The sequence below is a fragment of the Corynebacterium sp. HMSC30G07 genome (assembly GCF_001806945.1).
GTDB classification, from domain to species: Bacteria; Actinomycetota; Actinomycetes; order Mycobacteriales; family Mycobacteriaceae; genus Corynebacterium; species Corynebacterium riegelii.
The window spans coordinates 48,067-72,140 of record NZ_KV786449.1 but is presented as its reverse complement, the minus strand read 5'-3'; the positions used below and the strand labels follow the sequence as shown (position 1 = coordinate 72,140).

Genomic DNA, 24,074 nt, shown 5'->3' with positions numbered 1-24,074 from the left:
ATCGAGCACTGCTGAAAGGAATGCAATGAAGGCGTCATTTCCCGCTGAGGGCAGCCGCGTGTGTGAGGATGCAGCTGCAACGCAGGCGTTGGGCCGCGAACTGGGAGCCGCGCTGGAGGCCGGCGACGTGGTGATTTTGGACGGCCCGTTGGGTGCCGGTAAGACCACCCTGACCCAGGGGATCGCCGCTGGGATGCAGGTCAAGGGGCGTGTGACTAGCCCAACGTTTGTGATTGCCCGCGAGCATCGTTCCACTGTGGGCGGGCCAAACCTGGTGCATGTGGACGCCTACCGCTTGGTTGGTGAGGGCGGCAGTGGAGATCCGTTGGGGGAGCTGGATGCCTTGGACTTGGATACGGATTTGGATGAGGCCGTGGTTGTCGCCGAGTGGGGCGGGGGACTGGTGGAGCAGATCGCGTCGAAGTACCTGCTTATCAAGCTGGATCGGGAAACACTGTTTAAGCAAGACCCGGAATCTGAGGGCCGCGTGATCACCTGGTTCACTGCGTGTGGCGGCGGGTTGTAGGCTTGGGCGCATGCTGAATCTCTCCAACACGCAGCGCAATTGGGTCGTCCTTGCTATCGCAGCCTGGATTGTTGCCCTCATCGGTCTGATTTTTATCCCGCAGTCTCGCCCTGAGGCCGCGGAGGTGAAGATCGCCCCGACCAACTCGTTGACCACCTCCCTTGCGGGTGCTCGCCCCAACAGCGGTGCTGTGGTGGCGAACCTGGTCAACCCGGCATTGGTCTATGACACCAACACGTACTCCGCCTACACCATCCTGTGCCCGAATGAGCCGCCAGAGTTGATCAACGCCAAGCTGGAGGCGTTCGAACTTGACCCGGCTCTGGACCTGAACGGCCGCTACGGCTACGTGTTGCTGTTGCCGCACGATGTGGAGGCCCCGGTGAGCTTGGACCAGGTTGCGCTCAATGACATCAACATCTGCACCACCCCGCACGCTGAGACCTACCCGCTGGATGCTGGTATGCCGTTCTTCTACTCGGACGGCCAGTGGCAGCTGGGTATCGCGCAGTAATGCCTGATCCGAAGTTCGTTCTGGCTATTGACACCGCGACGGCTGAGCTGGTCGTTGGCGTTGCCAAGCGCGGTGAAGACGGGGCGGTCACCGTTTTGGCGGAGTCCGCCCAGGCTACCCGTGCCCACAATGAGCTGCTGGTTCCCACCGTCGAGGCGACGTTGCAGGAAGCAGGCGTAACCTTTGCGGATCTTGACGCTGTGGTGGTTGGCTGCGGGCCTGGCCCGTTTACCGGCCTGCGCGTAGGCATGGCGTCGGCTTCCGCGTTTGCGCAGGCGCTGAAGATCCCTGTTTATGGCGTGGTTACGCACGACGCGACGGGGCTGACTGTTGATACCCCCTCCTGCCTGGTGGTCACGGACGCGCGCCGCCGCGAGGTCTACTGGGCTCACTATGAGCGCGGTCACCGCGTGGCTGGCCCGGGCGTGTGCGCGCCTTCTGCGGTGCCGGTTGATTCGGTGGACGTGCTCAGCTGCCCGGAGCAGCTCCGGGACCAGCTGACGGTCACCGCCAGCGAGGTCACTTACCTCGGCCCGCGCACGGCAGGCCTGATTGCGGCTGCGGACTTTGATGCCCCGCCGGCCCCGCTGGTGCCGCTGTATCTGCGCAGGCCCGATGCGGTGCCGCCCAAATGATCTTCAGGGAGCTTGTGCTTAGCGACGCTACACGGGTCGCCCACATCGAAGCCGACCTCTTCGCCGACGACAATCCATGGTCGCGCGACGCTTTTGTGGCCGAGTTCGCCGCACCGCACACGTTTTACGTCGGGGCGTTTGTGCCCGATGAGGAAACCGGGGAAGAGCTTCTGGTTGGCTACGCCGGCCTGGCCATGCTGGGCCCGCGCACTGACCCGGAATTTGAAGTACACACCATCGGCGTGGACCGCGCATACCAAGGCAAAGGCATTGGACGTGCGCTGATGGACCAGCTCGTGCACACCGCGGATCTTCTGGGTGGGCCGATCTTTTTGGAGGTCCGCACCGACAACACCCCCGCGATCGCACTGTATGAAAGCTACGGTTTTTACACCCTTGCCACCCGAAAGGCCTACTATCAGCCCTCTGGGGCGGATGCGTTTACCATGACCCGACCCGCCACGAAAGGTGATTCCCAATGATTGTCCTTGGTATTGAGTCCTCGTGTGATGAGACGGGCGTGGGCATTGTGCGTCTTGAAGCAGACGGTGCGATGACCATCCTTGCGGACAAGGTTGCCTCTTCTATGGAGGAGCATGCCGTCTTCGGTGGCGTGGTGCCCGAGATCGCCTCGCGCGCACATTTGGAGGCGATGCCGCAGGTGATGGATGCCGCGCTGGCAGAAGCCGGCATTGAAAAACCCGATGCGGTGGCGGCCACGGTTGGCCCGGGCCTAGCCGGGGCGCTGTTGGTGGGCGCGTCTGCAGCGAAAGCGTACGCCGCGGCCTGGGGCGTGCCGTTCTACGGCGTCAACCACCTGGGCGGCCACGTGGCAGTGGCCAACCTGGAAGGGGAGGGCGAGCTGCCGCACTCCGTCGCGCTGCTGGTCTCCGGCGGTCACACACAACTGCTTGAGGTGGATGCCGTTGGCAAACCCATGCGCGAGCTGGGCTCCACGCTTGATGACGCAGCCGGTGAAGCCTACGACAAGGTCGCGCGTCTTTTGGGGTTGGGGTATCCGGGTGGGCCGGTCGTCGATAAGCAAAGTGCCCTTGGGGAACCGAGCATTGCGCTGCCGCGAGCCTTGACCAAGGCTGAGGACATGCGCGGGGAGCACCGCTACAACTTTTCGTTCTCTGGGCTCAAGACCGCGGTGGCGCGCTATGTGGAATCGGCCGAGGAGTACTCCGTGCCGGACGTGTGCGCATCCTTCCAGGAGGCGGTGTGTGACGTGCTGACCATGAAAGCGGTGCTGGCCTGCGAGGATACTGGCGCGCGCACGCTGCTTCTCGGTGGTGGTGTGGCGGCGAACTCGCGGCTGCGTGAGCTGGCGCAGCAGCGTTGTGCCGAGCGCGGCATTGAGCTTCGTGTGCCGCGGTTTGGCCTGTGCACGGATAACGGCGTGATGATTGCGGCGCTTGCCGCCCAGCTGATTCATGAGGGGGCGCAGCCCTCCGGTCTGGACGCGGCGACCGATACGTCGCTTGAGGTGGAAGTCCCGCTGGTGTAGCGGCCTCATCTGGCGCCTGGCAGAGTTAGCGAGCGGGATTGCCTTTGTGCAGTTAGCCTGTTGTGGATTCATGCTTTGCCTGACTGCGAAAGGACCCCGCCATGCATGGAGACGACCAGCGTTTTGGCCTGCTTGTTAACCCGGATCTGACGTATCGACGCATTGTGTTCGACCTCGCAGACGCCAACCATTTCCTTGGCCCCGTGGTGCTTGACACGGTGCGTGTGGCGTTTATGGAGCAGGAAGAGGAGTTTGAGGCGATCTACTCGCCGTCCGCACGCGAGGACCGCGCGAAGCCGAACCCGGTTGCCTCCCTGGCGAAGAACCATGCAGCCACCGGCAACCCCAGCTTCTTGCAGGACCCGATGACCGCGATTTCCGGCCCGGTGATCTTCACCGGCCGCAAGGGCACCAGCATTAACGACGACATCGTGGAGGAAATCAAACAGACCATCCGCGCCGCACGCCACTACCGGGACGACAATCCGGAGGAGTTTCAGCTGTGGGAAAACGCGGTGCTCAACATGGGTGCACCGCAGGAGTAGAGCGGGTTTGGGCGGCGTTGTTGTCACTTAGCACTCGCGACGGTAGAGTGCTAAACGGGTTGTCTCGAGCACAGTTGTTCACCCGCGACGACGGCTGCGCGACATGGGAATAACCGCAACATTTTCCAAACGCTTTAGAGACGAAAGGTCAAGTACCTATCATGGCAAACGTCAACATCCGCCCTCTCGACGACAAGGTTCTGGTGCAGATCGCCGAGGCTGAGACCACCACCGCATCCGGCCTGGTTATCCCGGACTCCGCTGCTGAGAAGCCGCAGGAGGCTGTCGTGGTTGCAGTCGGCCCGGGCCGTCTGGACGATAACGGCAACCGTGTGGCTCTGGATGTCAAGGAAGGCGACACCGTCGTGTTTGCCAAGTACGGCGGCACCGAGCTGAAGTACGGCGGCGAGGAGTACCTGCTCCTTTCCGCACGTGACCTGCTCGCTGTTATTGAGAAGTAAGGGGCTGCGCCCGATATGGCAAAACTGATCGCATTTGACCAGGAGGCCCGCGAGGGCATCCAGCGCGGCGTGGACACGCTCGCAGACGCGGTCAAGGTCACTCTCGGCCCCCGCGGCCGCAACGTGGTGCTGTCCAAGAGCTGGGGCGGCCCGACCGTGACCAATGACGGCGTGACCATCGCGCGCGACATTGATCTTGAGGATCCGTTTGAGAACCTCGGCGCCCAGCTGGTGAAGTCCGTGGCTGTAAAGACCAACGACATTGCTGGTGACGGCACCACCACCGCTACCCTGCTCGCGCAGGCGCTGGTGGCAGAAGGCCTGCGCAACGTGGCAGCTGGCGCAAACCCGATCGAGCTGAACAAGGGCATCCGTGCCGCAGCCGAGAAGGTTGTCCAGGAGCTGGTAAACCGCGCAACCGACGTGTCCTCCACCACGGAGATCGCGAACGTGGCCACCGTGTCCTCCCGCGACCCGGAGGTCGGCGAGATGGTCTCTGGCGCCATGGACAAGGTGGGCAAGGACGGTGTGGTTACCGTTGAGGAGTCCACCTCCATCGATTCCTACGTGGACCTGACCGAGGGCATCTCCTTTGACAAGGGCTTTTTGTCCCCGTACTTCATGACTGATCCGGACGCTGGCCAGGCCGTGCTTGAAGACGCACGTGTGCTGCTCGTCCGCAACAAGATCTCCTCCCTGCCGGACTTCCTGCCGGTGCTGGAGCAGGTGGCGGAGGCTAACGTTCCGCTGTTGATCATCGCTGAAGACATTGAGGGCGAGCCGCTGCAGACCCTGGTGGTTAACACCCTGCGCAAGACGCTGAAGGTTGTTGCAGTGAAGTCCCCGTACTTCGGCGAGCGCCGCAAGGCGTTCATGGATGACCTGGCAGTGGTCACCGCCGCCACGGTTATTGATCCGGAGGTTGGCGTGAACCTGAAGGACGCCACCGTGGAGCACATGGGCTCTGCCCGCCGCGTGACCGTGAACAAGGATGAGACCATCATTGTTGACGGTGCAGGTACGGCAGAGGCTGTCGAGGAGCGTCGTAACCAGCTGCGTCGTGACGTGGAAACCACCGACTCTTCCTGGGACAAGGAAAAGATCGAGGAGCGCCTTGCCAAGCTTTCCGGCGGCGTTGCCGTGATCCGCGTCGGTGCAGCCACCGAGACGGAGATGAACGAGCGCAAGCTGCGCGTCGAAGATGCCATCAACGCCGCGCGCGCCGCGGTCCAGGAGGGCATCATCGCCGGCGGTGGTTCCGCTTTGGTCCAGATTTCGAAGGAACTCGAGCAGTTCGCTGAGGAATTTGAGGGCGAGCAGAAGACCGGCGTCCTGGCCGTGTCTCGTGCCCTGACCAAGCCGGCATTCTGGATTGCTGAGAACGCTGGCCTTGATGGTGCCGTTGTCGTGTCCAAGACCGCAGAGATGCCGAACGGCTCCGGCTTCAATGCCGCAACCTTGGAGTACGGCGACCTGATTGAGCAGGGCATCATCGACCCGGTGAAGGTCACCCACTCCGCAGTGGTCAACGCTGCTTCCGTAGCTCGTATGATCCTGACCACCGAGGCTTCCGTTGTGACCAAGCCTGAAGAAGAGACTGCACCAGCTGCTGCTGGCGTCCACCACGGCCACATGCACTAGTTTCTACGGCTAAACGCCCAAGCTAAACGCTTAAGCCCCGCTCTTACTTCGGTATGAGCGGGGCTTTCGCCTTTCCCGGGGTGCTGGCGCCTTATCCGATGTTTGGGGCTACTTCGCGGATGCAGCCGCAGCAGGAACACGGGCGCCGCCGCGAGACTTGCGCAGAATTGCCTGGCGCTCCGACTCGCTCATGCCGCCCCAGATGCCGTAAGGCTCTGCCACGCGCAGTGCGTGCTCGCGGCACTGCGAGAGCACCGGGCACTGGAAGCAGATGGCCTTGGCGCGGTTTTCACGCTGTGCGCGGGCGCGGCCACGCTCCCCGTCGGGGTGGTAGAAGATCTCAGATGCTTCGCCTCGGCAGGCGCTGCGTAGCTGCCAATCCCAGAAGTCTGCGTTTGGTCCGGGCAGTGCGCTTGGCAGGGACATAGTCTTAGAGCTCCTTCAATCTGCTTTCGTACAGCCGATGTAGCAGTGTGGTCTGCTTTGGTAAACGGTTGGTGAAGCCGCGGTAACGGGCATCTTGCGCCATCGGTGTGCCCCCGTAAAAAATGCTTATGAGCAGTGGTTTTGTTAAAGGTTAAGGGTGGGTGAATTCGGGGAGAATTCTTATTTCCCAGGCGTTTTAGGCTCTTATGGGGCTACTGGGCTGGCCAGTTTTTCCTCGGCGCGGTTGCTGGTGTGAAAATAGAGACATCGGTACTGTGGCCGAAGATGTATTGCCCGGGACCACGGGTGAGCGAGGAAGAAAGGAGCGCTGTGTCCCAGCCTGATGCAGAGGATGAACTCACGCGCCTTGTTCCGCTTGCCGCCGCTGGGAACAAACGGGCACTGCAAAACGTCATCCGAATCGTTCACCCCCAGGTGCTGCGGTATGCCCGCGCACGCATCAGTGGTGGCCGGATGCCAACGGCTGAGGATGTGGCGCAGGAAATCTGCTTGGCCGTGGCAACGTCCATAGACAAGTACCAAGACATGGGCAAGCCGTTCATGGCATTCGTGTACGGCATTGCGTTTAACAAGGTTGCGGACGCACACCGCAGCCTTTTTAGAGACAAACTCACACCCACGGAAGAGGTGCCGGATGCTGTTGATACCGGCGCTACCCCCGAAATGTTTGCGCTGGAAGCAGACGGTAGTAACCAAATTAGGGTTTTGCTCGATGAACTAGGTGACAAGGCTCGAGACATCATTATCTTGCGGGTGTTCGTGGGCCTGTCCGCAGAAGAGACAGCTGAGGCCGTGGGGTCTACCCCCGGGGCCGTGCGAGTTGCCCAACACCGGGCACTGGCAAAGCTGCGCGAGGCTTTGGAAGAACAGGACCGGGATCAATGACAGGCCGCGATAAGGGTCAGTTTGATAATGATGCGACGCAGGTTGAACACGTCAATGACACTGACGCGTTCCTCGACGCGCTTGGCCGCGGCGTTGACCCCTCCGATGGGGAAGACCCGCTTGCTGGGTTGTTTTTGGAACTGCGGGCGGAGGTTGAACAGTCGATGCCGGACGCGCCCAGCGTTGAGCACGTGTCCGCGCCGAAGCTCACGGCGATCAACGGGGGCCGCACCGAGGCCACCACTAAGAGGCGTACCTCCGGCGGGAGCGCTCCTCGCAAGCAGATGAACCCGTGGGCCGCTGGCCTCATTGGCGCTGCCGCAGCATCGGCGATGGTCGTCGGTGGGGGCGTGGCGTTTTTGGATCTGGAGCAGGACTCGGCGTTGCTGGAGACGTCGACAAGCATGAGCCCCAACAACACCGCAGCCATTGAGCTTGCCTCCACCCTGGAGGAAATCCAGGTGGCTAGCCAGGGCGGTGATGCGGACTACCTTGAGCAGCTGCTGATCCAGGCGCGGGAACTGGCAGAGGCGATGGCGGCGAACGGCGCGAACACGCAGCCTGCGGAGGAGCACGTGAAGCGGGAGGAGAAGCCGGCGGAGCCTCCGCACACCGTCACTGAAACCGTGACCGTGGCTGTGACCGTGACGCAGACAGAGACGGTGAAGCAGCCTGTGTCTTCCTCGCAGACGGTTAGCCCAAGCCCGTCGACGCCGACGTCGGCCCAGCCTGGCCCGTCGGGCCAGCCGGGTGAGCCTGGTCAGTCGCAAGATCAGCAAAGCCCGCAGCCCGAGAGCCAGCCGGGACAGCCTGGCCAGCAGCAGCCGGGGCAGGGTGCGGCGCAGAACCCGCAGCCGGAGGGGCAACCTGGCCACCCAGGTAGCGTGACGGTGCCGCCAGTGGTGCCGGCAACCCCGGGGCAGTAGCCCGAATAAGCCCGGGCTCAAAAACCCAGGCTGAAGAGCCCCAGTTAGCGCCCGCGGGCGTCAAGCCCGTCGAGGAAGCCCATGGCGTAATCCCAGGGCACATACGCCTCAACGTTCGGGCTCGCGCTGGGTTCATGCACCGGGGGTAGCTCACCACGCAGCGTTGAGAGCATGTTCTGCTCCATGATTTCCCAGTCGTAGTAGTGCATCTGCTCGCAGTCTTCGCACTGGAAGAAAATGCCTTGGATGCCGCGTGGGCGCAGGCGGAGTTTACATTCGCGCACGTGTCCTAGGTCTTGGAGGACTTCGGCGCGTTCTTGGTCACTAAGTGGCTCGAACGGCTCGTCATCTTCGATGAACGATGCCGGGTCGTTCGGGTCATCCGCGAACGGGTCGAGTGGCATCATGTCGTCGTAGTTCACGAAGACCAGACTAGCCGCTAAAGAAAAGAAGCCGACTATGCCCCTGACCCTTACTTCTAATATCATGGCGACATGGCAAATGAGCGTGTACTAACTGGTGGCGATGATCCGGAAAAAGTCCTCCTTCGAGGCTTGACGTTTGATGATGTGCTGCTGCTCCCCGCGGAGTCGCACATCGTCCCTTCTGAGGTGTCTACCTCGACGCAACTCACCCGCAACATTTCGTTGCGTATTCCGATTGCGTCGGCGGCGATGGACACGGTGACTGAGTCGCGAATGGCGATCGCCATGGCGCGCCAGGGTGGTATTGGTGTGCTGCACCGCAACTTGAGCGCGCAGGAGCAGGCGGAGCAGGTTGACATTGTGAAGCGCTCCGAGTCTGGCATGGTCACCAACCCGGTGACGGCCACCCCGGAGATGACGCTGGCTGATGTGGACGCGCTGTGTGCACGTTTCCGTATCTCTGGTCTGCCGGTGGTGGATGATGCGGGCAAGCTGGCTGGCATCATTACGAACCGTGACATGCGTTTTGAGCGGGACTTTAGCCGCAAGGTCGCTGAGGTAATGACCCCGATGCCGCTGGTGGTTGCACGCGAGGGCGTGAGCAAGGAAGAGGCGCTGAACCTGCTGTCCGCCAACAAGGTGGAGAAGCTGCCGATCGTGGCTGCAGATGGCACGCTTGCTGGCCTGATCACCGTGAAGGATTTTGTGAAGAGTGAGCAGTACCCGTTGGCGTCGAAGGACGCTGAGGGTCGCTTGCTGGTCGCCGCCGGTGTGGGCACCGGTGAGGATTCCTACGATCGCGCGGGCCTGTTGGTTGAGGCCGGCGTGAACGCGCTTGTGGTGGATTCCGCGCACGCACACAACAACCGCGTGCTGGAGATGGTTGCCCGCGTGAAGAAGGACTTCGGTGACCGCGTTGACGTGATTGGCGGCAACCTGGCTACCCGTTCTGCGGCGCAGGCGATGGTGGATGCTGGTGCGGACGCTATCAAGGTTGGCATCGGCCCAGGCTCCATTTGCACTACGCGCGTGGTTGCTGGCGTTGGCGCGCCGCAGATCACGGCGATTTTGGAGGCTTCGGTGCCGGCGAAGAAGGCGGGTGTGCCGATCATCGCTGATGGTGGCATGCAGCACTCCGGTGATGTGGCGAAGGCGCTGGCGGCGGGTGCGTCGTCAGTCATGCTGGGCTCCATGCTTGCTGGTACCGCAGAGGCTCCGGGCGAGATCGTCGTGGTTGGTGGCAAGCAGTACAAGCGTTACCGCGGCATGGGCTCCATGGGTGCGATGCAGGGTCGTGGCCTGACGGGTGAGAAGCGTTCCTTCTCCAAGGACCGCTACTTCCAGGCTGACGTTGCTAGCGAGGACAAGCTGGTGCCGGAGGGTATCGAGGGCCGCGTGCCGTACCGCGGCGAGCTGGATGCCATCACACACCAGATCGTTGGCGGCCTGCGCGCGGCGATGGGCTACACCGGTGCCGCAACGATTGAAGAGCTGCAGACGAAGCAGTTTGTACAGATCACTACGGCTGGCTTGCGTGAGTCGCACCCGCACGACATCACGCAGACCGTCGAGGCCCCGAACTACCGCGGCTAGGAGCATCATGCGCGAGATTGTAGAAATTGGTATTGGCCGGGACGCTCGTAGGGCTTTTTCGCTTGACGACGTCACGTTGGTCCCCACCCGCCGCACCCGCTCATCCAAGGACGTTGACACCACGTGGCATGTGGATGCGTACACCTTTGACGCCCCGATCATTTCGTACCCGACGGATGCGTTGGCAAGCCCGGAGTTTGTCATTGAGATGGGCAAGCAGGGCGGCCTGGGTGTGATTGACGCTGAGGGTCTGTGGGGGCGCAGCGCCTCCATCCCAGACGCGATTGCGGAGGTCACCGGTAAGACGCAGTACCCGGAGACGATGAACTCCCGGAAGGACTACCTGGAGTACGAGGCGTCGAAGACGCAGGCTGTGGAGACGTTGCAGCGTCTGCACGCGCAGGCGTTGGATACTGATCTGCTGACGGAGCGTATCCGCCAGGTGCGTGACTCTGGGGTGACCGTTGCGGTGCGCGTGAGCCCGCAGAACGCCCGTGAGCTGGCGCCTGTGGTGATTGCGGCAGGCGCGGAGCTCCTGTTCATCCAGGGTTCGCTGGTGTCTGCGGAGCACGTGCAGCAGGGCGGGGAGCCGCTGAACTTGAAGGAGTTCGTCGGCTCGCTTGAGGTGCCGGTGATCGCAGGCGGCGTTTATGACTACTCCACGGCGATGCACCTGATGCGCGCTGGCGTGGCCGGTGTGATTGTGGGCAGCGGTAGCGCTGGCCTGGAGGGCATCGGCGTTCCGTTGGCCACCGCGATTGCAGATGTCGCGGCGGCACGGCGCGACTACCTGGATGAGACCGAGGGCCGTTACGTACACATCGTGGCTAACGGCGATGTAAACACGGCGGGCCAGATTGCTGTGGCGCTGGCGTGTGGCGCTGACGCCGTGATGGTTGGTCGCCCGCTGGCGTGCGCCGAGGAGGCCGCAGCCCAAGGCTCTTACTGGGAGCCACAGGCAGCGCACCCGCGCAACCCGCGCGGTGGCATTCAGGTGGATTTTTCAGAAAATCACTACCCGCTTGAGGTGGTCCTGCACGGGCCTTCCAATGACGCCTGGGGCACCTTGAACCTCATTGGTGGCCTGCGCCGAATCATGGCCAAGTGTGGCTTTACCACGGTCAAGGCCTTCCAGAAGGCGCAGCTGGCGGTTCGCCCCACGATTTAGCGGCTAGGTAGTGGCCCTGTGCGGGGCCGCTACCTGCGGCGCCGGGTGCGCCGCCCACCCAAGGTCTGGTTGACGGACGCCAAGATCACCAGCACGATTGCGGCGCCCTTGAGCAGGCTCGGGCTTTGCGCAAGCACAAGCCAGCCAATGGCGGCGGCAAACGCAGGCTCCAGGGCGATGAAAATGGCGAACACGTTCGGCTGGAGCTGGCGCATGGCGATCAGCTCCAGCGAATAGGGGATCAAAGACGCCAAGATCGCCGTACCGATGGCTAACCAGAGCAGCGAAAAGTCCGTGAGAATGACAACGGAGCCGCGCCACCCCAACGGCATCAGGATTAACCCGCCCACGGCAAGCGACACCGCAAGGCCACCCTGGCCGGGCACCAACGCACCGGCGTGTTTATTTGCCATGATGTAGCCCGCCCAAAACGCGCCCGCGACAAGGATGTAGACAACGCCTTGGGGATCCAGCGGGTCGCCCGTCAAAGAGTCCACGGCCAGAAGGGCCATGCCGATCATGGCGAGGGCGACGGAGGTGGCGTCGCGAAGCGAGCGCGAAAGCACCGCCGCAAGCAGCAAGGGGCCCAAAAACTCGATGGTCACCGCGGTGCCTAGGGGGATGGTGGAAATGCCGGCGTAGAACGAGCCGTTCATCCCACCCATGGTTAGCCCCAGCAGGCACACGCCGCGCCACTGGGCGGCGCTCCACTCCCAGAAACGCGGACGCGAGAGAGCGAAGAGGATAACCGCGGCGATCAGCAGGCGCAGCGATGCCGTGGCCCACGTACCAGCCGCCGGAAACAGTTGCGTAGCAAGAGCTGCTCCGAACTGCAACGACAAGCATGAACCAAGAATGCAAGCAATGGCCATACCCTGCGGCGGGGTAGAAGGGCGGACAGTTTTCATGCATGGATTATGCATGGCCAGTACACGTCTGGGGGATCAGGGGTGGCATCAGTTAGTATTTGAAACCGTGAGACCTGTACTTGTAGTGGACTTTGGCGCGCAATACGCGCAGCTCATCGCGCGGCGCGTGCGTGAGGCGAACGTGTACTCGGAGGTGGTTCCCTCCACCATCACGGCAGAAGAGCTTAAAGCGAAGGATCCGGTGGCACTCGTGCTCTCCGGCGGCCCGTCTTCGGTGTACGCCGAGGGCGCCCCGCAGCTGGATCCGGAGATCTTTGAGCTGGGTCTGCCTATCTTTGGTATTTGCTACGGCTTCCAGGTGATGACGCAGGCGCTGGGTGGCGAGGTTGCCAAGACCGGCTCCCGCGAATACGGCCGCACGGCGATGGCTGTCAAGGGCGGCGTGCTGCACGCTGGTCTGGATGAGCACCCAGTGTGGATGTCGCACGGCGATTCCGTGACGCGCGCACCGGAAGGCTTCGAGGTCACCGCGTCTACCCCGGGCGCGCCGGTTGCTGCGTTTGAGAACGTAGAGCGCAAGTTCGCCGGCGTGCAGTACCACCCGGAAGTCATGCACTCCCCGCACGGCCAGGAGGTGCTGACCCGCTTCCTCACCGAGATCGCTGGCCTGGAGCAGAACTGGACGGCGTCCAACATTGCGGAGCAGCTCATTGAGCAGGTTCGCACCCAGGTTGGGGACGGCTACGCCATCTGCGGCCTGTCTGGTGGTGTGGATTCCGCGGTTGCTGCCGCGCTGGTGCAGCGCGCGATCGGTGACCGTTTGACCTGTGTGTTCGTGGACCATGGCTTGCTGCGCCAGGGCGAGCGCGAGCAGGTGGAGACCGACTTTGTTGCCGCAACCGGCGCGAAGCTGGTCACTGTGGATGAGCGCAAGGCCTTCCTGGACAAGCTGGCCGGTGTGACCGAGCCGGAGGCCAAGCGTAAGGCGATTGGTGCGGAGTTCATCCGCTCCTTCGAGCGCGCTGTTTCCGGGATTCTTGCAGAATCCGGAAACGAGAAAAACGTGGACTACCTGGTCCAGGGCACCCTGTACCCGGACGTTGTGGAGTCCGGCGGCGGCACCGGTACCGCCAACATTAAGAGCCACCACAACGTCGGTGGCCTGCCGGATGACGTGGAGTTTGAGCTGGTTGAGCCGCTTCGCCTGCTGTTTAAGGACGAGGTCCGCGCCGTTGGCCGCGAGCTCGGCCTGCCAGAGGTGATTGTGAACCGCCAGCCGTTCCCGGGTCCGGGCCTGGGTATCCGCATTATTGGCGAGGTCACCGAGGAGCGCCTGGAAACCCTGCGCGCTGCTGATGCGATTGCTCGCGAGGAGCTGACCAAGGCTGGCCTGGATGACCAGATCTGGCAGTGCCCGGTGGTCCTGCTGGCTGATGTGCGCTCGGTGGGTGTGCAGGGCGATGGCCGCACCTACGGCCACCCGATCGTGCTGCGCCCTGTTACCTCTGAGGACGCGATGACCGCGGACTGGGTGCGCATCCCGTATGAGACGCTTGAGGTGATCTCCACCCGCATCACCAACGAGGTGGCTGATGTCAACCGCGTGGTGTTGGACGTGACGTCCAAGCCGCCGGGGACCATCGAGTGGGAGTAATTCAGTTTTCCTCGCCCGCGTCCTCGCGGGCGTAGTACGCGGACACGGACCCGACGCGCTGCTGCACGTTAATCGTGAGCAGCTCGCCGTCCTTGTCCGCGTTTTGTCGTTCTTCGGGGCATGCGGCCTCGCCGATGTTCACCTTGCAGTTGATGTCGACGGGGACGTTTTCCGGCAGGATGATATCGGTGCTGCCGATGTTGTTCGCAATGTTGACCGTTTTCGGCTCACTCAGCGGTTCGAGATCGGTGAAGTCGATGTAGGACTCGCCGATGAAGCCGCTGGTGCCCATTTGGTCTGGTAGCTCGTCGACGTCGTACACGGTGATGTACGCGCTGCCGAAGCGGCTGTAATTGCCAAGTCGCAATTCGCTGGTGACCCCCAGCGCAAACACCGTTGCCGTTGTCAGCACCAGCGTGACGGGGACCCACAGCCAGTATCGCTTCTTTGGTTGCGCACGCTCCGGAGCGGGCTCGACTGGGTCCGGCAGGTGCCACAGGCCCGGTGCCGCACCGAGTGGGTCCCATGCCGGTGGTTTCTGCCCGGGGTGTTCGTAGCCCTCCGGCACGGTCAGGTGGGAGGTATCCACGGCAGGGCCTTCGCTTGCCGACGCCGCCTCGCCCCCCACCACCAACAACCCCGCCGGTGCCTCCGGCTGTCGCTGGTAGGCGAGGTACCAGCCGAGCGCGAAGAGCACGAAGGTAACCAAGACTCCTCGCATGTCGCTAGCGACAGCAACGGACGGGAAGAAGATGACAAGGCCAACGAGCAGCAGCCAGGCGGTATCGCGCTCTTTCTTCTCAATCTTGGTCAGCTGATCTTTCGGAGTGGAAATCGCGTTTGCCGGTGTGCGGGTTAGCCCGAAGCGGGGCATGTTGATCCAGCACAGCAGGTAAAGGAAGAAGCCGCCGCCGAAGGCGAAAGACAAAACGACAAACAGGACGCGGATCAGCGTTGGGTCGATTTGGAAGCGGGCACCGATGCCTTCGCAGACACCAGCGATGACGGCCTTGCCGCCTTGATCTTGAGGGATGCGGGGTGGGCGGGTCTCCCACATGCGTTTCAGTGTGTTGGTTTCCATGGCTTCTATTGTTGCGAGCCAACGCCTGGCACGGTATCGGGTATGACCCTGATTTTTCTTTTCAGGGTTTACCCCGATGTGCTCAGGGCATTGGGCGTGCAACGATGGGGGACATGTCTGCGTTGTATCCCCGGTTGACCCGAGTCAGATCCCGTCGCGTGATCGCCGGCGTGGCCGCTGGCCTGGCCTCGCATCTCGGGGTGGAGGCGAAGTGGGTGCGCTTGTTTTTTGTGGCGGCGAGTTTCGCCGGTGGCTTCGGCGCGTTGTTGTACGCCGGGCTGTGGATGTTCACCCCGCTCGCCGCGAACACTGCCCCGCGGCAGCGCCCCAGCGCGCTTGATATCTTCCTGGTGCTCGCAGGGTTTGCAGGAGCGCTGACGTCGCTACAGGTCTCCTCCGGTGCCGGCGGGGCGGTGCTGTTTATCCTTGGCGTGCTCATTGTCGGTGCGGTGATCGCGCTGCAGGCGTATGACCGCGGTACGGATTCGTGGCGCAACATTGCCGCACTGACCCTGGGTGCGCTGTTGATCATGGGCGGAGTACTGGCAATTGCGCTCATAGGGGAGAGCAGTGGAGTAGCCGGTGTGGTCGTCTCTGTACTGGTCACGGTGCTGGGTGTCGGCGTTTTAGTAGTGCCGCTGATGGTCAAACTGGCTAACTCGCTGGTTGCGGAGCGTGAGGCAAAAGCGGTGGCGAACCAGCGCGCGGAGATCGCCTCGCGCCTGCACGATTCGGTGCTGCAGACGCTTGCGCTGATTCAAAAGCAGGCCGACGATCCGGAGGAGGTTGCCCGGCTCGCGCGCGGTCAAGAGCGGGAGCTTCGCGCCTGGCTTTTCAATGACACCGTGTCCAACCACACCACCGTTTTCGCCGCACTGCAGAAGGCTGCGGGTGAGGTTGAAGACACGTACGGGGTAGTGATCAAACCGGTCACGGTCGGCGAAGACATCCCCTTTGACCAGCGCACCGAAGCGGTCGTGCTCGCCGCGCGTGAGGCCATGGTCAACGCCGCCAAGCATTCGGGTGTGGATACTATCGACGTCTACGCCGAACACCTCGTCGGCCGACTCGAAGTGTTCGTCCGCGACCGTGGCAAAGGCTTCGACCCAGACGCCATACCGGCAGACCGGCACGGTTTACGAGACTCCATTGTGGGCCGGGTTGAGCGGGTTGGGGGAGAGGTGGGCGTGGTGGCGTCGGTAAGCAATGGCTCCGAGATCGAACTAGCGTTGGACCTATGACGCGCGTGTTTTTGGTGGATGACCACTCGGTGTTTCGGGCCGGGGTGAAGGCCGAGTTGTCCGCTGCGGTGGAAATCGTCGGGGAGGCCGGCACCGTTGCGGAGGCGGTGCGCGGGATCGAGGAGACCCAGCCGGACGTGGTGCTCTTAGACGTGCACATGCCCGACGGCGGGGGCCTAGCCGTCCTCAAACGCGCGCCGGGACCTGCGTATTTGGCGCTGAGCGTCTCGGATGCAGCAGAAGACGTCATCGCCCTGATCAGGGCGGGTGCGCGCGGGTACGTGACCAAGAACATTGCAGGCGCGGAGCTTGCGGAGGCAATTGAGCGGGTGCGTGGTGGGGACGCGTACTTCTCGCCACGGCTCGCCGGGTTCGTGCTCGACGCTTTTGCCTCCGGGCCGGTGGTGGAGGAGGACGACCCGGCAGTGGACTCGCTCACCCGGCGCGAGCTGGAGGTGTTGCGCCTCCTTGCGCGCGGCTACACGTACAAGGAGATCGCCGAGCGCCTCTTCATCTCTGTAAAGACGGTGGAGACGCACGCCTCAAACATCCTGCGCAAGACGCAGACGTCGAACCGGCATCAGCTCACGCGTTGGGCGGTGGCGCGCGACCTGGGGTAGCGGCGGGCCCTGCTTGACATAACGTTTATCGTCTAGCGCTCTCGGGCCGCTGCTAGACGACATTGCAAAACCCCCAAATCCAACAAAATGCGACCTGCGGAAATGCGGAGGAAAAATTTTATCGTCTAGCAACATCTTGCTCACTGCTAGACGATATGGAGACACCATGTGCGACCCCAGCGCCAACCTAAGCCGCAGGCCTAGAGCAGACCCGCTTGCCGCAACAGCGACAGCGCCGTCTTGTCCGTTTCCTGCAGCATCAGCGGGTTCGTGCCCGGCATGGGTGAGATGGTCGTATCTGCCCACTGCTTGCCGGTGGGAATACCCACGATGTGCAGGCGTGCATCTAGTGTGCCGTCGGGGTGGACGGCGCGTCGGGTGGATGCGTCGGTCTCCGGCGCGGCCGTTTCCACACCACCGGGCGCAAAGGGGCGCACGCGGGAGCTTTTTCTTAACGACGCCACCAACGGGTCCACCGACGTACGCACATCCGGGCCTGGCAAAAACGCATCTGCCAGCGCCGTTGCGGTGACGGTGCGCGAGTGGCTCCTGGCGGTGTAGGTGCCCTCGGCGCCTGTAGCATCAGAATTGCCAGTGGAGACCTCGGTGGTGGGGTTGGGGCCGAGGAAGGTGGCCAGGGAGGCGTCGGCAAGCGCGAGAAGCTCGCGGGTGCGGAATAGTGGTGGGCCGGAGCCGACCATTTGGCCGAACGCCATGTACTGCGACAGGGCTGCTTCGCGGAGGCCGCGGCCGTTTTCGGTGGCGATCGCGCTGGGCTTGCGGCCTGCGGAGATCACCCACAGGCCGGCCTTGATGGGGGAGTCGGCGGCGGCGACGGCCTCGCGGATGTCATCTGCCATGCGTTTGCCGATGCAGTGGTTGAGCTCTTCCAACGACAGCGTTTCGGTGCCGGCGAGCGGGTCGGCCCAGTCAGCCAGGTGGAAAGGTTCGGTGCTGAAGTCCGCGCAAGTCTCGCTCAGCGCTTCGGCGACGGGGAAGATGCTGGCAGCGCTTGCGTGCGCGTCCAGGTCAACGGCGTCGATGGCGGCCAAAACCTCGTCAAGCGGGAGCTTCATTGCTTGTGGACGCACCCTTGCAAGCGTGGTGTAATACGCCGCGTAGGCATCGCGCGCGAGTGCTGGCCAGAGGTCGCGGCCGAAGGAAACTGGCGTCTGGCTATTGGCGATGGCGGCGCGCAGGCGAGTCAGATCGGCCTTCGGCGGCAGCGAGTGGTACTCGGATTTCGGCAGGTAGGGGTAGCCGCGCCCGGAGGTTACAACAAGGTGTGGTTCGCGCCCGCTGGGCTCGTAGCGCAGGCCGGAGCGTGTCGACGCATCCTCCACAAAACGCCCACCGCGGCCAATGGTGACAAGGGCCATGAGGTCGAAAAAGCCCATGCCCATGCCGCGCACCAGCACCTGCTCGCCGGGGGCGAGGCGATCCACGTCCTGCTCAACCGGGTTGTTCGCGCCGATGTAGGTCACGCCGGAATCCGCAAACGCCTGCTGTGCAGGCGACATGCCCGGCAGTACCCAGCCGGTGGCAAGCACGGTCGCGTCGGCGTGGATCACGGTGCCGTCGGCGAGCTGGATCGCGTCAGTAACGCCGTCTTCGTGGATGCTCACCGCGCGGGTGTTGTGTTCAACCACCGTCACATACTCAGGCAGCTGGGCGAGTGCGACCTGCCAGACCCAGCGCAGGTACTCGCCGTAGAGTGCGCGCGAAGGGTTGGACTCTGGTCGGGTTGCGCGGATCTCTTCAGTGAAGGAGGTGGGGAGGGGGTGCGGGTGGGCGCGCATAAGCGGATGCGAATGCTCGCCCCGAAGGGCCTGGATCCACTCGTACATGGTGGGGCCTTCGAGGATGGGGGCGCCGACGGTTGCGCCGGGTTCGGTAAACAGTGTGACGGCGCCGGCGAGTGTGTTCATGCACAGCGTGTGGGTTTGGGTGGTGTCCCAGACGCGGCCGGCGCCAATCTGAGAGTCATCAATGACGTGGAGGGTGAGCGGGGTCTGGCTCGGGCGCTCGTGCAGGTATGCGGCGAGGCGTTCAGTGATGGAGATCCCGCGGGGGCCCGCTCCGATGATTGCGATGGATGCTGCCACGAATCTAAATCCTCCGGATAGTTGAGTTGGCATCTTCTAGACTGCATAGTCTATTGTTGCGAAACAAACTTGTCTAATAATGAGTGGCATGAAGAAAGGCACCATGAACGTCTTGAGAGGGAAGGTGACACCTTCAATAGCAATTGCAGTGGTAGCGGCCCTGCTTGCAGGGTGTGCGCCGCCGACGAGCGGGAAGTCAGACAACGTGCTGACCTACTTAGAATCCGCCTGGTTTAACAACCTGTACCCGCCGGCGGCCGGCTTTTACCCCAACGGCGGCGTGGTTAACCAGATAACAGACCGATTGCTCTACCAGGATCCCGAGACGCTTGAGCTGCACCCGTGGATTGCCACGGACCTGCCGGAGATCAATGAGGACGCAACGGTGTTCACCTTTGATATCCGCACGGACGTGACGTATTCCGACGGCACCCCGATGACGGCGCAGAACATCGTGGACAACTTTGACCTCTACGGCCTGGGCGACAAGGAGCGGCTGTTTAACGTCTCCGAGCAGATCTCTAATTACGAGCGCGGCGAGGTTGTGGATGAGGACACGGTGCGCTTCTACTTCAGCAAGCCCTCCCCGGGCTTCGCGCAGGCAACTTCCTCCTACAATGCTGGCTTGCTTGCAGACGCCTCGTTGAAGCTCCGCAGCGAAGACTTCGGCCCAGGCAACGCTGTCAATGTGATTGCCTCCGGCCCGTTCGTGGTGGAGTCTGAAACGCTGGGCACCGACCTGGTGCTGCGCGCCCGCGAAGACTACGACTGGGCGCCGCCAGTGCTTGAACACCAGGGGCGCGCACGTTTAGACGGCATCCACTACACCTTGGCCGCTGAGGAGGCGGTGCGCTCCGGCGCGCTGATCTCCGGACAGGCGGACATGGTGCGCGAGATCTCCGCGCCGGTGGAACCGCACCTGAAAAACCACGGCATCCAGGTAGTTTCCGCCAGCACCAACGGGATGAGCAACCAGCTGGCGTTTCGCTTTAACCACCCGCTGCTGCAGGACATCCGTGTGCGCAAGGCGCTGATCCACGGCATTAACCGCGAGGAAATCCTGCGCGTGCTCTACAGCGACTCCTACCCGCTGGCCACCGGCCCGATGGCGTCTACTGCGCTCGGCTACAAAGAGGAGCCCGGCGAGTACACCTTTGACCCAGACTTATCGCGCGAGCTGTTAGATAGCGCCGGCTGGGTTCCGGGCCCGGACGGCATCCGAGTCAAAGACGGGCAGCGCTTGAGCCTGTGGGTGAACTACGCGCAGCCCCAGCCGCGCTCCAAGGAACTGGTGACCATGGTCCAGTCTGACCTGCGTGAGCTTGGCATTGAGCTGAACATGGTGGCGGGAGATCGCGCAACGCAAAACGCTGCGGTGAAAGACATTGAGCGGGTGCAGATCATGCACACGGTGGTGGGGCGTGCGGATTATGACGTGATTGTGTCCCACCTGTCGCTCAAGCGCAGGGACGCGCTGCTGAACAACGCCGGCGACGACACGCCTGTGGATCCCACGTTGGAGGAGCTGCTGTCCACGATCTCCTCCACGGCGGATGCCCAGGGGCGCGAGGCCGCATCGAAGGCAGTGCAGGACTACCTCACCGAGCAGGCCTACGTGCTGCCGATGTTTGAAGAGCCGCAGGTCTACGCGCTGGCACCGTACGTGAAGGGTTTTGCGCCCGAAGCGGTGGCGCGCCCGAGTTTCTACAGCGTGTACTTCGAAAACGGCAAGGATGAAGAAGGCACCGCAAAGGAGGCCGAGAACTAATGGGCCGCTACATTGCGAAGCGCTTAGGCCAGGCGCTGATTGTGTTGCTGCTGGCGTACACGCTGGCGTTTTTCCTACTGTCGGCGTTGCCGTCGGATGGTGTGGCGGCACGCTACGCGGATCCGGCACTCGGCCTGTCTAACGCGGAGATCGCGGAGATTCGTGAGCAGATGGGTGTGGATAAGCCGCTGCTTGAGCAGTACTTTGCCACGCTCGGCGGGTTGTTTACGGGCAACCTTGGTTACTCGGTGGCAACCGGCACCCCGGTATCTAGCCTGATTGCGACAGCCACGCCGCACACGTTTGTGTTGGCGGTGTCCTCGGTTGGTTTGGCTATTGTGGTTGCGCTTGCTGTGGCGTGGGTGGCAACCCTGCCGGGTGGCGGCGTTATTCGCCGGGGTTTCCGCGCGTTGCCGTCGTTTATGGTTTCGCTTCCGGGCTTTTTCATTGCGATTGTGCTGCTCCAGGTGTTTTCTTTCCAGCTTGGCTGGGTCAACGTGGTTAATCCGACCGCGTTCGAGGGGTTGATTCTGCCCACCTTGACGTTGGTTGTGCCCATGGCGGCACCGTTGATTCAGGTGCTGATCCGCTCGATTGATGAGGTCCAGGCGAAGCCTTTTGTACAGGTGCTGCGTGCGCGTGGTGCCAGTGAGTCACGGATTTTCTGGCGCGACGTGCTGCGCAACGCCTTGCTGCCGGCGATCACTATGGCTGGCCTGTTGTTCGGCGAGCTTGTCGGCGGCGCCGTGGTCACGGAGACGGTGTTTGGCCGCGCGGGCCTTGGCCAGCTCACCGTGAACGCGGTGTCCTCCCGCGACATGCCGGTGCTGCTTGGCGTGGTGCTGATCGCGGCCGCCGCCTACGTGATTATCAATTTGGTTGTTGATCTGCTGTACCCGGTTTTGGATGTCCGGCTGCGCGACACCACTTCGAAAACTCCCACTAAGGAGGGTGCGAAATGAGCACTTCGTTTATCGACGCCCACGTAAACCCCAACAAACGCCCCAAGCGAGACCCTAGGCGTGGTCTCAAGCGCAGCACTCCCAAGCGCTGGAGCGCGCCGGGCACGATCATCGCGATTGTGGTGTTGGCCGTCGCGTTGTTGTGGGCACTGTTCCCAGGCCTGTTTGCCACACATGACCCGTACAAAGGCACGGATGTGGCGCTGCTGGCGCCGAGCTCGCAGCACTTCTTTGGCACTGACGCGGTGGGGCGCGACCTGTTCTCCCGCGTGGTGTTTGGTGCGCGCCAGTCGCTGCTCGGCGCTCTGATTGCCGTGGTTGTTGGTCTGGTGCTAGGGACTCTGATCGGCCTGATTGCCGGCACGCAGCGCGGCTGGGTGGAGACGGTCTTGATGCGCTTTGTTGATGTGCTTTTAGCCATCCCCGGCATCCTGCTTTCGCTTTCCATCATCATCGTGACCGGGTTCGGTTCCCTGCAGGCGGCGTTTGCCGTGGGTATGACGTCTGTGGCTACGTTTGCGCGTTTGGCGCGCTCCCAGGTCATCCAGATTGCAAACGCTGAATTCGTCGAAGCAGCCTACGGCTCCGGTGCAACGCAGGCCCAGGTGCTGGTGCGCCACGTGCTGCCGAACTCGCTCACCCCAGTCTTGGCGCTGGCTGCGCTGCAGTTTGGTAGCGCGATCCTGCAGCTATCCATCCTCGGGTTCTTGGGCTACGGCGCACCGCCGCCGGTGCCGGAGTGGGGTTTGTTGATTGCAGAGGGCCGCGACTTCATGGCCACCGCATGGTGGCTGATCCTGCTGCCTGGCCTGGCAATTGTGGCCACGGTCATGTCCGCCAACCGCCTGTCTGAGGCGATCCGATCGGAAGGGGAGAAGTAATGAGCACCCCAGAAAATAATCCACTGCTGTCCGTCGAGGGCTTGACCGTGTCCTACGGCGGCAAGGATCCGGTGGTGCAGGACGTGTCCTTTGCCGTGGAGGCCGGCCAAATCACCGCGATTGTGGGTGAGTCCGGTTCCGGTAAGACTACGTCTGCCATGGCGTCGATTGGGTTGTTGGATCCCAGCGCGCACATCCACAGCGGCACGATCCGTTTCAAGGGCGAGGACATCACCGGCGCCACCAATGCGCAGTGGCGCCAGCTGCGCGGTGTGCACATCGGCCTGGTGCCGCAGGACCCGAACAATTCGCTCAATCCGCTGAAAACCATTGGCGCCTCCGTCGAGGACGGCATGGCAATCCATGGGATCGGGGATGCGGCCAGCCGCAAGGAGCGCACGCTTGCGTTGCTTCAGCGTGTGGGTATTGATGACCCGGAGCGCAGGTACGCCCAGTACCCGCATGAGCTTTCTGGCGGCATGAAGCAGCGCGTGCTTATCGCTGCGGCGGTTGCGCTTGAGCCGCAGGTGATTATTGCGGACGAGCCGACGTCTGCACTCGATGTGACCGTGCAGAAAACCATCCTGGATTTGTTGGATGAGATGCGTGCGGAGCTTGGCCTGGGCATCGTTCTGATTACCCATGACCTAGCGGTTGCGGGCGATCGCGCGGATGACGTGGTGATTATGCAGCGCGGCCGCGTCGTTGAGCGTGGGCCCGCGGGCGAGGTGTTGGCGAACCCAACGCAGGAGTACTCCAGGCGGTTGTTGGATAACGCGCCGTCGCTCGCGGTGGCGGATGCCTACCATCGCCCGGCCACAAGCACCGAGACGCTTTTGAGCGTTGAGGGCCTAAGCAAGCAGTTCGGCGATTTCACCGCGATTGAGAACATTTCCTTTGAGGTCAAGCGCGGATCCACCCACGCGCTGGTCGGCGGTTCCGGTTCCGGCAAGACCACCACAGGCCGTGCGATTGCCATGTTCAACCAGCCCACGGCCGGCACCATCACCTTGGACGGCACGGACCTGACGCAGCTGACCCCGCGTGAGAAGCGCGCGATGCGTGCGCGCGTGCAGATGGTGTACCAAAACCCGTATGCGTCGCTGGATCCGAAGATGCGGATTCGTGACATTGTGGCGGAGCCCGTGCGCAACCTGCACGGGGTGAGCAAATCCAAGAGCCTGAAGCTTGCAGAGGAGTACCTGGACCGCGTCGCACTTGACCCGTCGGTGTTCGCCCAGCGTATGCCGGCACAGCTGTCGGGTGGCCAGCGCCAGCGTGTGGCGATTGCGCGTGCGCTGATCGTGCAGCCGGAGCTTGTGGTGCTGGATGAGGCGGTGTCTGCGCTTGATGTGACGGTGCAGGCGCAGATTTTGGAGTTGTTGGAGCAGCTGCAGCGTGAGCTGGGCTTGACGTATGTGTTTATCTCGCATGACCTGGCGGTGGTGCGTCAGATTTCGGATACGGTGAGTGTGTTCCATCGCGGCCGCCAGGTGGAGACCGGCCCGACCGATACGGTGTTTACGCACCCGCGGCATGAGGTAACGCGTGAGTTGATTGACGCTATTCCGGGTAGCGTGTTCCGCGCCCGACAGTTAGGAGAGTTCGTTGTCTAAC

24 protein-coding genes are annotated in these 24,074 nt (G+C 62.7%); 19 read left to right on the top strand and 5 right to left on the bottom strand.

The genetic code is table 11. The features are described from left to right. Positions 1–25: 25 nt before the first annotated feature. From tsaE to groL, 8 genes are all read left to right on the top strand, one after another. Entirely contained in the window at positions 26–526 is a 501-nt protein-coding gene (tsaE, locus tag HMPREF3104_RS01745; protein WP_070493734.1) for a tRNA (adenosine(37)-N6)-threonylcarbamoyltransferase complex ATPase subunit type 1 TsaE, read from the top strand. A 10-nt stretch (positions 527–536) separates the two neighbouring features. Beyond that, the gene (locus HMPREF3104_RS01740) at positions 537–1,040 is read left to right on the top strand and encodes a hypothetical protein (RefSeq protein ID WP_070493731.1); all 504 of its coding nucleotides are present in this window, start codon (positions 537–539) and stop codon (positions 1,038–1,040) included. Beyond that, positions 1,040–1,675: a tRNA (adenosine(37)-N6)-threonylcarbamoyltransferase complex dimerization subunit type 1 TsaB gene (gene tsaB / locus HMPREF3104_RS01735; RefSeq protein ID WP_070493728.1), complete on the top strand. Its 636-nt coding sequence runs from the start codon at positions 1,040–1,042 to the stop codon at positions 1,673–1,675. Before HMPREF3104_RS01740 ends, tsaB begins: the two co-directional genes overlap by 1 nt. Then, a complete protein-coding gene (gene rimI, locus HMPREF3104_RS01730) occupies positions 1,672–2,157 on the top strand; it encodes a ribosomal protein S18-alanine N-acetyltransferase (protein ID WP_052205330.1) in 486 nt (161 codons plus the stop codon). Before tsaB ends, rimI begins: the two co-directional genes overlap by 4 nt. Beyond that, a complete protein-coding gene (gene tsaD, locus HMPREF3104_RS01725) occupies positions 2,154–3,185 on the top strand; it encodes a tRNA (adenosine(37)-N6)-threonylcarbamoyltransferase complex transferase subunit TsaD (RefSeq protein ID WP_070493726.1) in 1,032 nt (343 codons plus the stop codon). The genes rimI and tsaD overlap by 4 nt, the downstream gene beginning before the upstream one ends. Positions 3,186–3,286: 101 nt before the next feature. After that, positions 3,287–3,730, top strand: coding sequence for a hypothetical protein (locus tag HMPREF3104_RS01720; RefSeq protein ID WP_052205328.1), 444 nt, complete (start codon positions 3,287–3,289; stop codon positions 3,728–3,730). A gap of 161 nt (positions 3,731–3,891) precedes the next feature. Next, positions 3,892–4,191 carry a co-chaperone GroES gene (gene groES / locus HMPREF3104_RS01715; protein ID WP_052205327.1) on the top strand — a complete coding sequence of 100 codons (300 nt, stop codon included), beginning with the start codon at positions 3,892–3,894 and terminating at the stop codon, positions 4,189–4,191. Between the two features lie 15 nt (positions 4,192–4,206). Then, positions 4,207–5,832, top strand: a complete 1,626-nt coding sequence (groL, locus tag HMPREF3104_RS01710; protein ID WP_070493723.1) for a chaperonin GroEL — start codon at positions 4,207–4,209, stop codon at positions 5,830–5,832. A gap of 108 nt (positions 5,833–5,940) precedes the next feature. Here the strand turns inward: groL and HMPREF3104_RS01705 are convergent, their stop codons facing one another. Continuing rightward, positions 5,941–6,258 (bottom strand): WhiB family transcriptional regulator, encoded by a 318-nt coding sequence (locus HMPREF3104_RS01705; RefSeq protein WP_052205325.1) that lies wholly within the window; start codon positions 6,256–6,258, stop codon positions 5,941–5,943. A gap of 285 nt (positions 6,259–6,543) precedes the next feature. Here HMPREF3104_RS01705 and HMPREF3104_RS01700 point away from each other — a divergent pair, with 285 nt between their 5' ends. Both HMPREF3104_RS01700 and HMPREF3104_RS01695 read left to right on the top strand, forming a co-directional pair. Further along, positions 6,544–7,164 carry a sigma-70 family RNA polymerase sigma factor gene (locus tag HMPREF3104_RS01700; RefSeq protein WP_070493720.1) on the top strand — a complete coding sequence of 207 codons (621 nt, stop codon included), beginning with the start codon at positions 6,544–6,546 and terminating at the stop codon, positions 7,162–7,164. Next, positions 7,161–8,090 (top strand): hypothetical protein, encoded by a 930-nt coding sequence (locus tag HMPREF3104_RS01695; protein WP_070493717.1) that lies wholly within the window; start codon positions 7,161–7,163, stop codon positions 8,088–8,090. Before HMPREF3104_RS01700 ends, HMPREF3104_RS01695 begins: the two co-directional genes overlap by 4 nt. Positions 8,091–8,134: 44 nt before the next feature. On the opposite strand, the gene HMPREF3104_RS01690 is transcribed toward HMPREF3104_RS01695, so the two are convergent. Beyond that, positions 8,135–8,497: a DUF5319 domain-containing protein gene (locus HMPREF3104_RS01690; RefSeq protein WP_052206452.1), complete on the bottom strand. Its 363-nt coding sequence runs from the start codon at positions 8,495–8,497 to the stop codon at positions 8,135–8,137. 87 nt (positions 8,498–8,584) lie between these two features. Between HMPREF3104_RS01690 and guaB the strand changes: the two genes are divergently transcribed. Together guaB and HMPREF3104_RS01680 are read left to right on the top strand one after the other, a co-directional pair. Beyond that, complete coding sequence (gene guaB / locus HMPREF3104_RS01685) at positions 8,585–10,108, top strand: IMP dehydrogenase (protein WP_070493714.1); 1,524 nt, start codon at positions 8,585–8,587, stop codon at positions 10,106–10,108. Positions 10,109–10,115: 7 nt separating this feature from the next. Continuing rightward, a complete protein-coding gene (locus tag HMPREF3104_RS01680; RefSeq protein WP_070493712.1) occupies positions 10,116–11,276 on the top strand; it encodes a GuaB3 family IMP dehydrogenase-related protein in 1,161 nt (386 codons plus the stop codon). A 29-nt stretch (positions 11,277–11,305) separates the two neighbouring features. On the opposite strand, the gene HMPREF3104_RS01675 is transcribed toward HMPREF3104_RS01680, so the two are convergent. Further along, a complete protein-coding gene (locus HMPREF3104_RS01675) occupies positions 11,306–12,184 on the bottom strand; it encodes an EamA family transporter (RefSeq protein WP_070493709.1) in 879 nt (292 codons plus the stop codon). A 13-nt stretch (positions 12,185–12,197) separates the two neighbouring features. Here HMPREF3104_RS01675 and guaA point away from each other — a divergent pair, with 13 nt between their 5' ends. Further along, complete coding sequence (gene guaA, locus HMPREF3104_RS01670; protein WP_083278854.1) at positions 12,198–13,799, top strand: glutamine-hydrolyzing GMP synthase; 1,602 nt, start codon at positions 12,198–12,200, stop codon at positions 13,797–13,799. Position 13,800: 1 nt separating this feature from the next. Here the strand turns inward: guaA and HMPREF3104_RS01665 are convergent, their stop codons facing one another. Further along, positions 13,801–14,880 carry a PspC domain-containing protein gene (locus HMPREF3104_RS01665; RefSeq protein ID WP_070493702.1) on the bottom strand — a complete coding sequence of 360 codons (1,080 nt, stop codon included), beginning with the start codon at positions 14,878–14,880 and terminating at the stop codon, positions 13,801–13,803. A 113-nt stretch (positions 14,881–14,993) separates the two neighbouring features. On the opposite strand from HMPREF3104_RS01665, the gene HMPREF3104_RS01660 reads away from it, so the two are divergent. Both HMPREF3104_RS01660 and HMPREF3104_RS01655 read left to right on the top strand, forming a co-directional pair. Further along, complete coding sequence (locus tag HMPREF3104_RS01660) at positions 14,994–16,121, top strand: ATP-binding protein (protein WP_070493696.1); 1,128 nt, start codon at positions 14,994–14,996, stop codon at positions 16,119–16,121. Further along, positions 16,118–16,741 carry a LuxR C-terminal-related transcriptional regulator gene (locus HMPREF3104_RS01655; RefSeq protein ID WP_052205316.1) on the top strand — a complete coding sequence of 208 codons (624 nt, stop codon included), beginning with the start codon at positions 16,118–16,120 and terminating at the stop codon, positions 16,739–16,741. The genes HMPREF3104_RS01660 and HMPREF3104_RS01655 overlap by 4 nt, the downstream gene beginning before the upstream one ends. Before the next feature lie 200 nt (positions 16,742–16,941). Here the strand turns inward: HMPREF3104_RS01655 and HMPREF3104_RS01650 are convergent, their stop codons facing one another. After that, the gene (locus tag HMPREF3104_RS01650) at positions 16,942–18,879 is read right to left on the bottom strand and encodes an FAD/NAD(P)-binding protein (protein ID WP_070493694.1); all 1,938 of its coding nucleotides are present in this window, start codon (positions 18,877–18,879) and stop codon (positions 16,942–16,944) included. Positions 18,880–18,934: 55 nt separating this feature from the next. On the opposite strand from HMPREF3104_RS01650, the gene HMPREF3104_RS01645 reads away from it, so the two are divergent. From HMPREF3104_RS01645 to HMPREF3104_RS01630, 4 genes are read left to right on the top strand one after another with little or no spacing between them, the layout of a single operon-like run. Beyond that, complete coding sequence (locus HMPREF3104_RS01645; RefSeq protein WP_371441032.1) at positions 18,935–20,614, top strand: TIGR04028 family ABC transporter substrate-binding protein; 1,680 nt, start codon at positions 18,935–18,937, stop codon at positions 20,612–20,614. Further along, positions 20,614–21,576: an ABC transporter permease gene (locus HMPREF3104_RS01640; RefSeq protein ID WP_070493687.1), complete on the top strand. Its 963-nt coding sequence runs from the start codon at positions 20,614–20,616 to the stop codon at positions 21,574–21,576. Before HMPREF3104_RS01645 ends, HMPREF3104_RS01640 begins: the two co-directional genes overlap by 1 nt. Further along, complete coding sequence (locus tag HMPREF3104_RS01635; protein WP_070493685.1) at positions 21,573–22,457, top strand: ABC transporter permease; 885 nt, start codon at positions 21,573–21,575, stop codon at positions 22,455–22,457. Before HMPREF3104_RS01640 ends, HMPREF3104_RS01635 begins: the two co-directional genes overlap by 4 nt. Next, positions 22,457–24,073 (top strand): dipeptide ABC transporter ATP-binding protein, encoded by a 1,617-nt coding sequence (locus HMPREF3104_RS01630; RefSeq protein WP_070493681.1) that lies wholly within the window; start codon positions 22,457–22,459, stop codon positions 24,071–24,073. The genes HMPREF3104_RS01635 and HMPREF3104_RS01630 overlap by 1 nt, the downstream gene beginning before the upstream one ends. The last annotated feature ends 1 nt before the right edge of the window (position 24,074 follow it).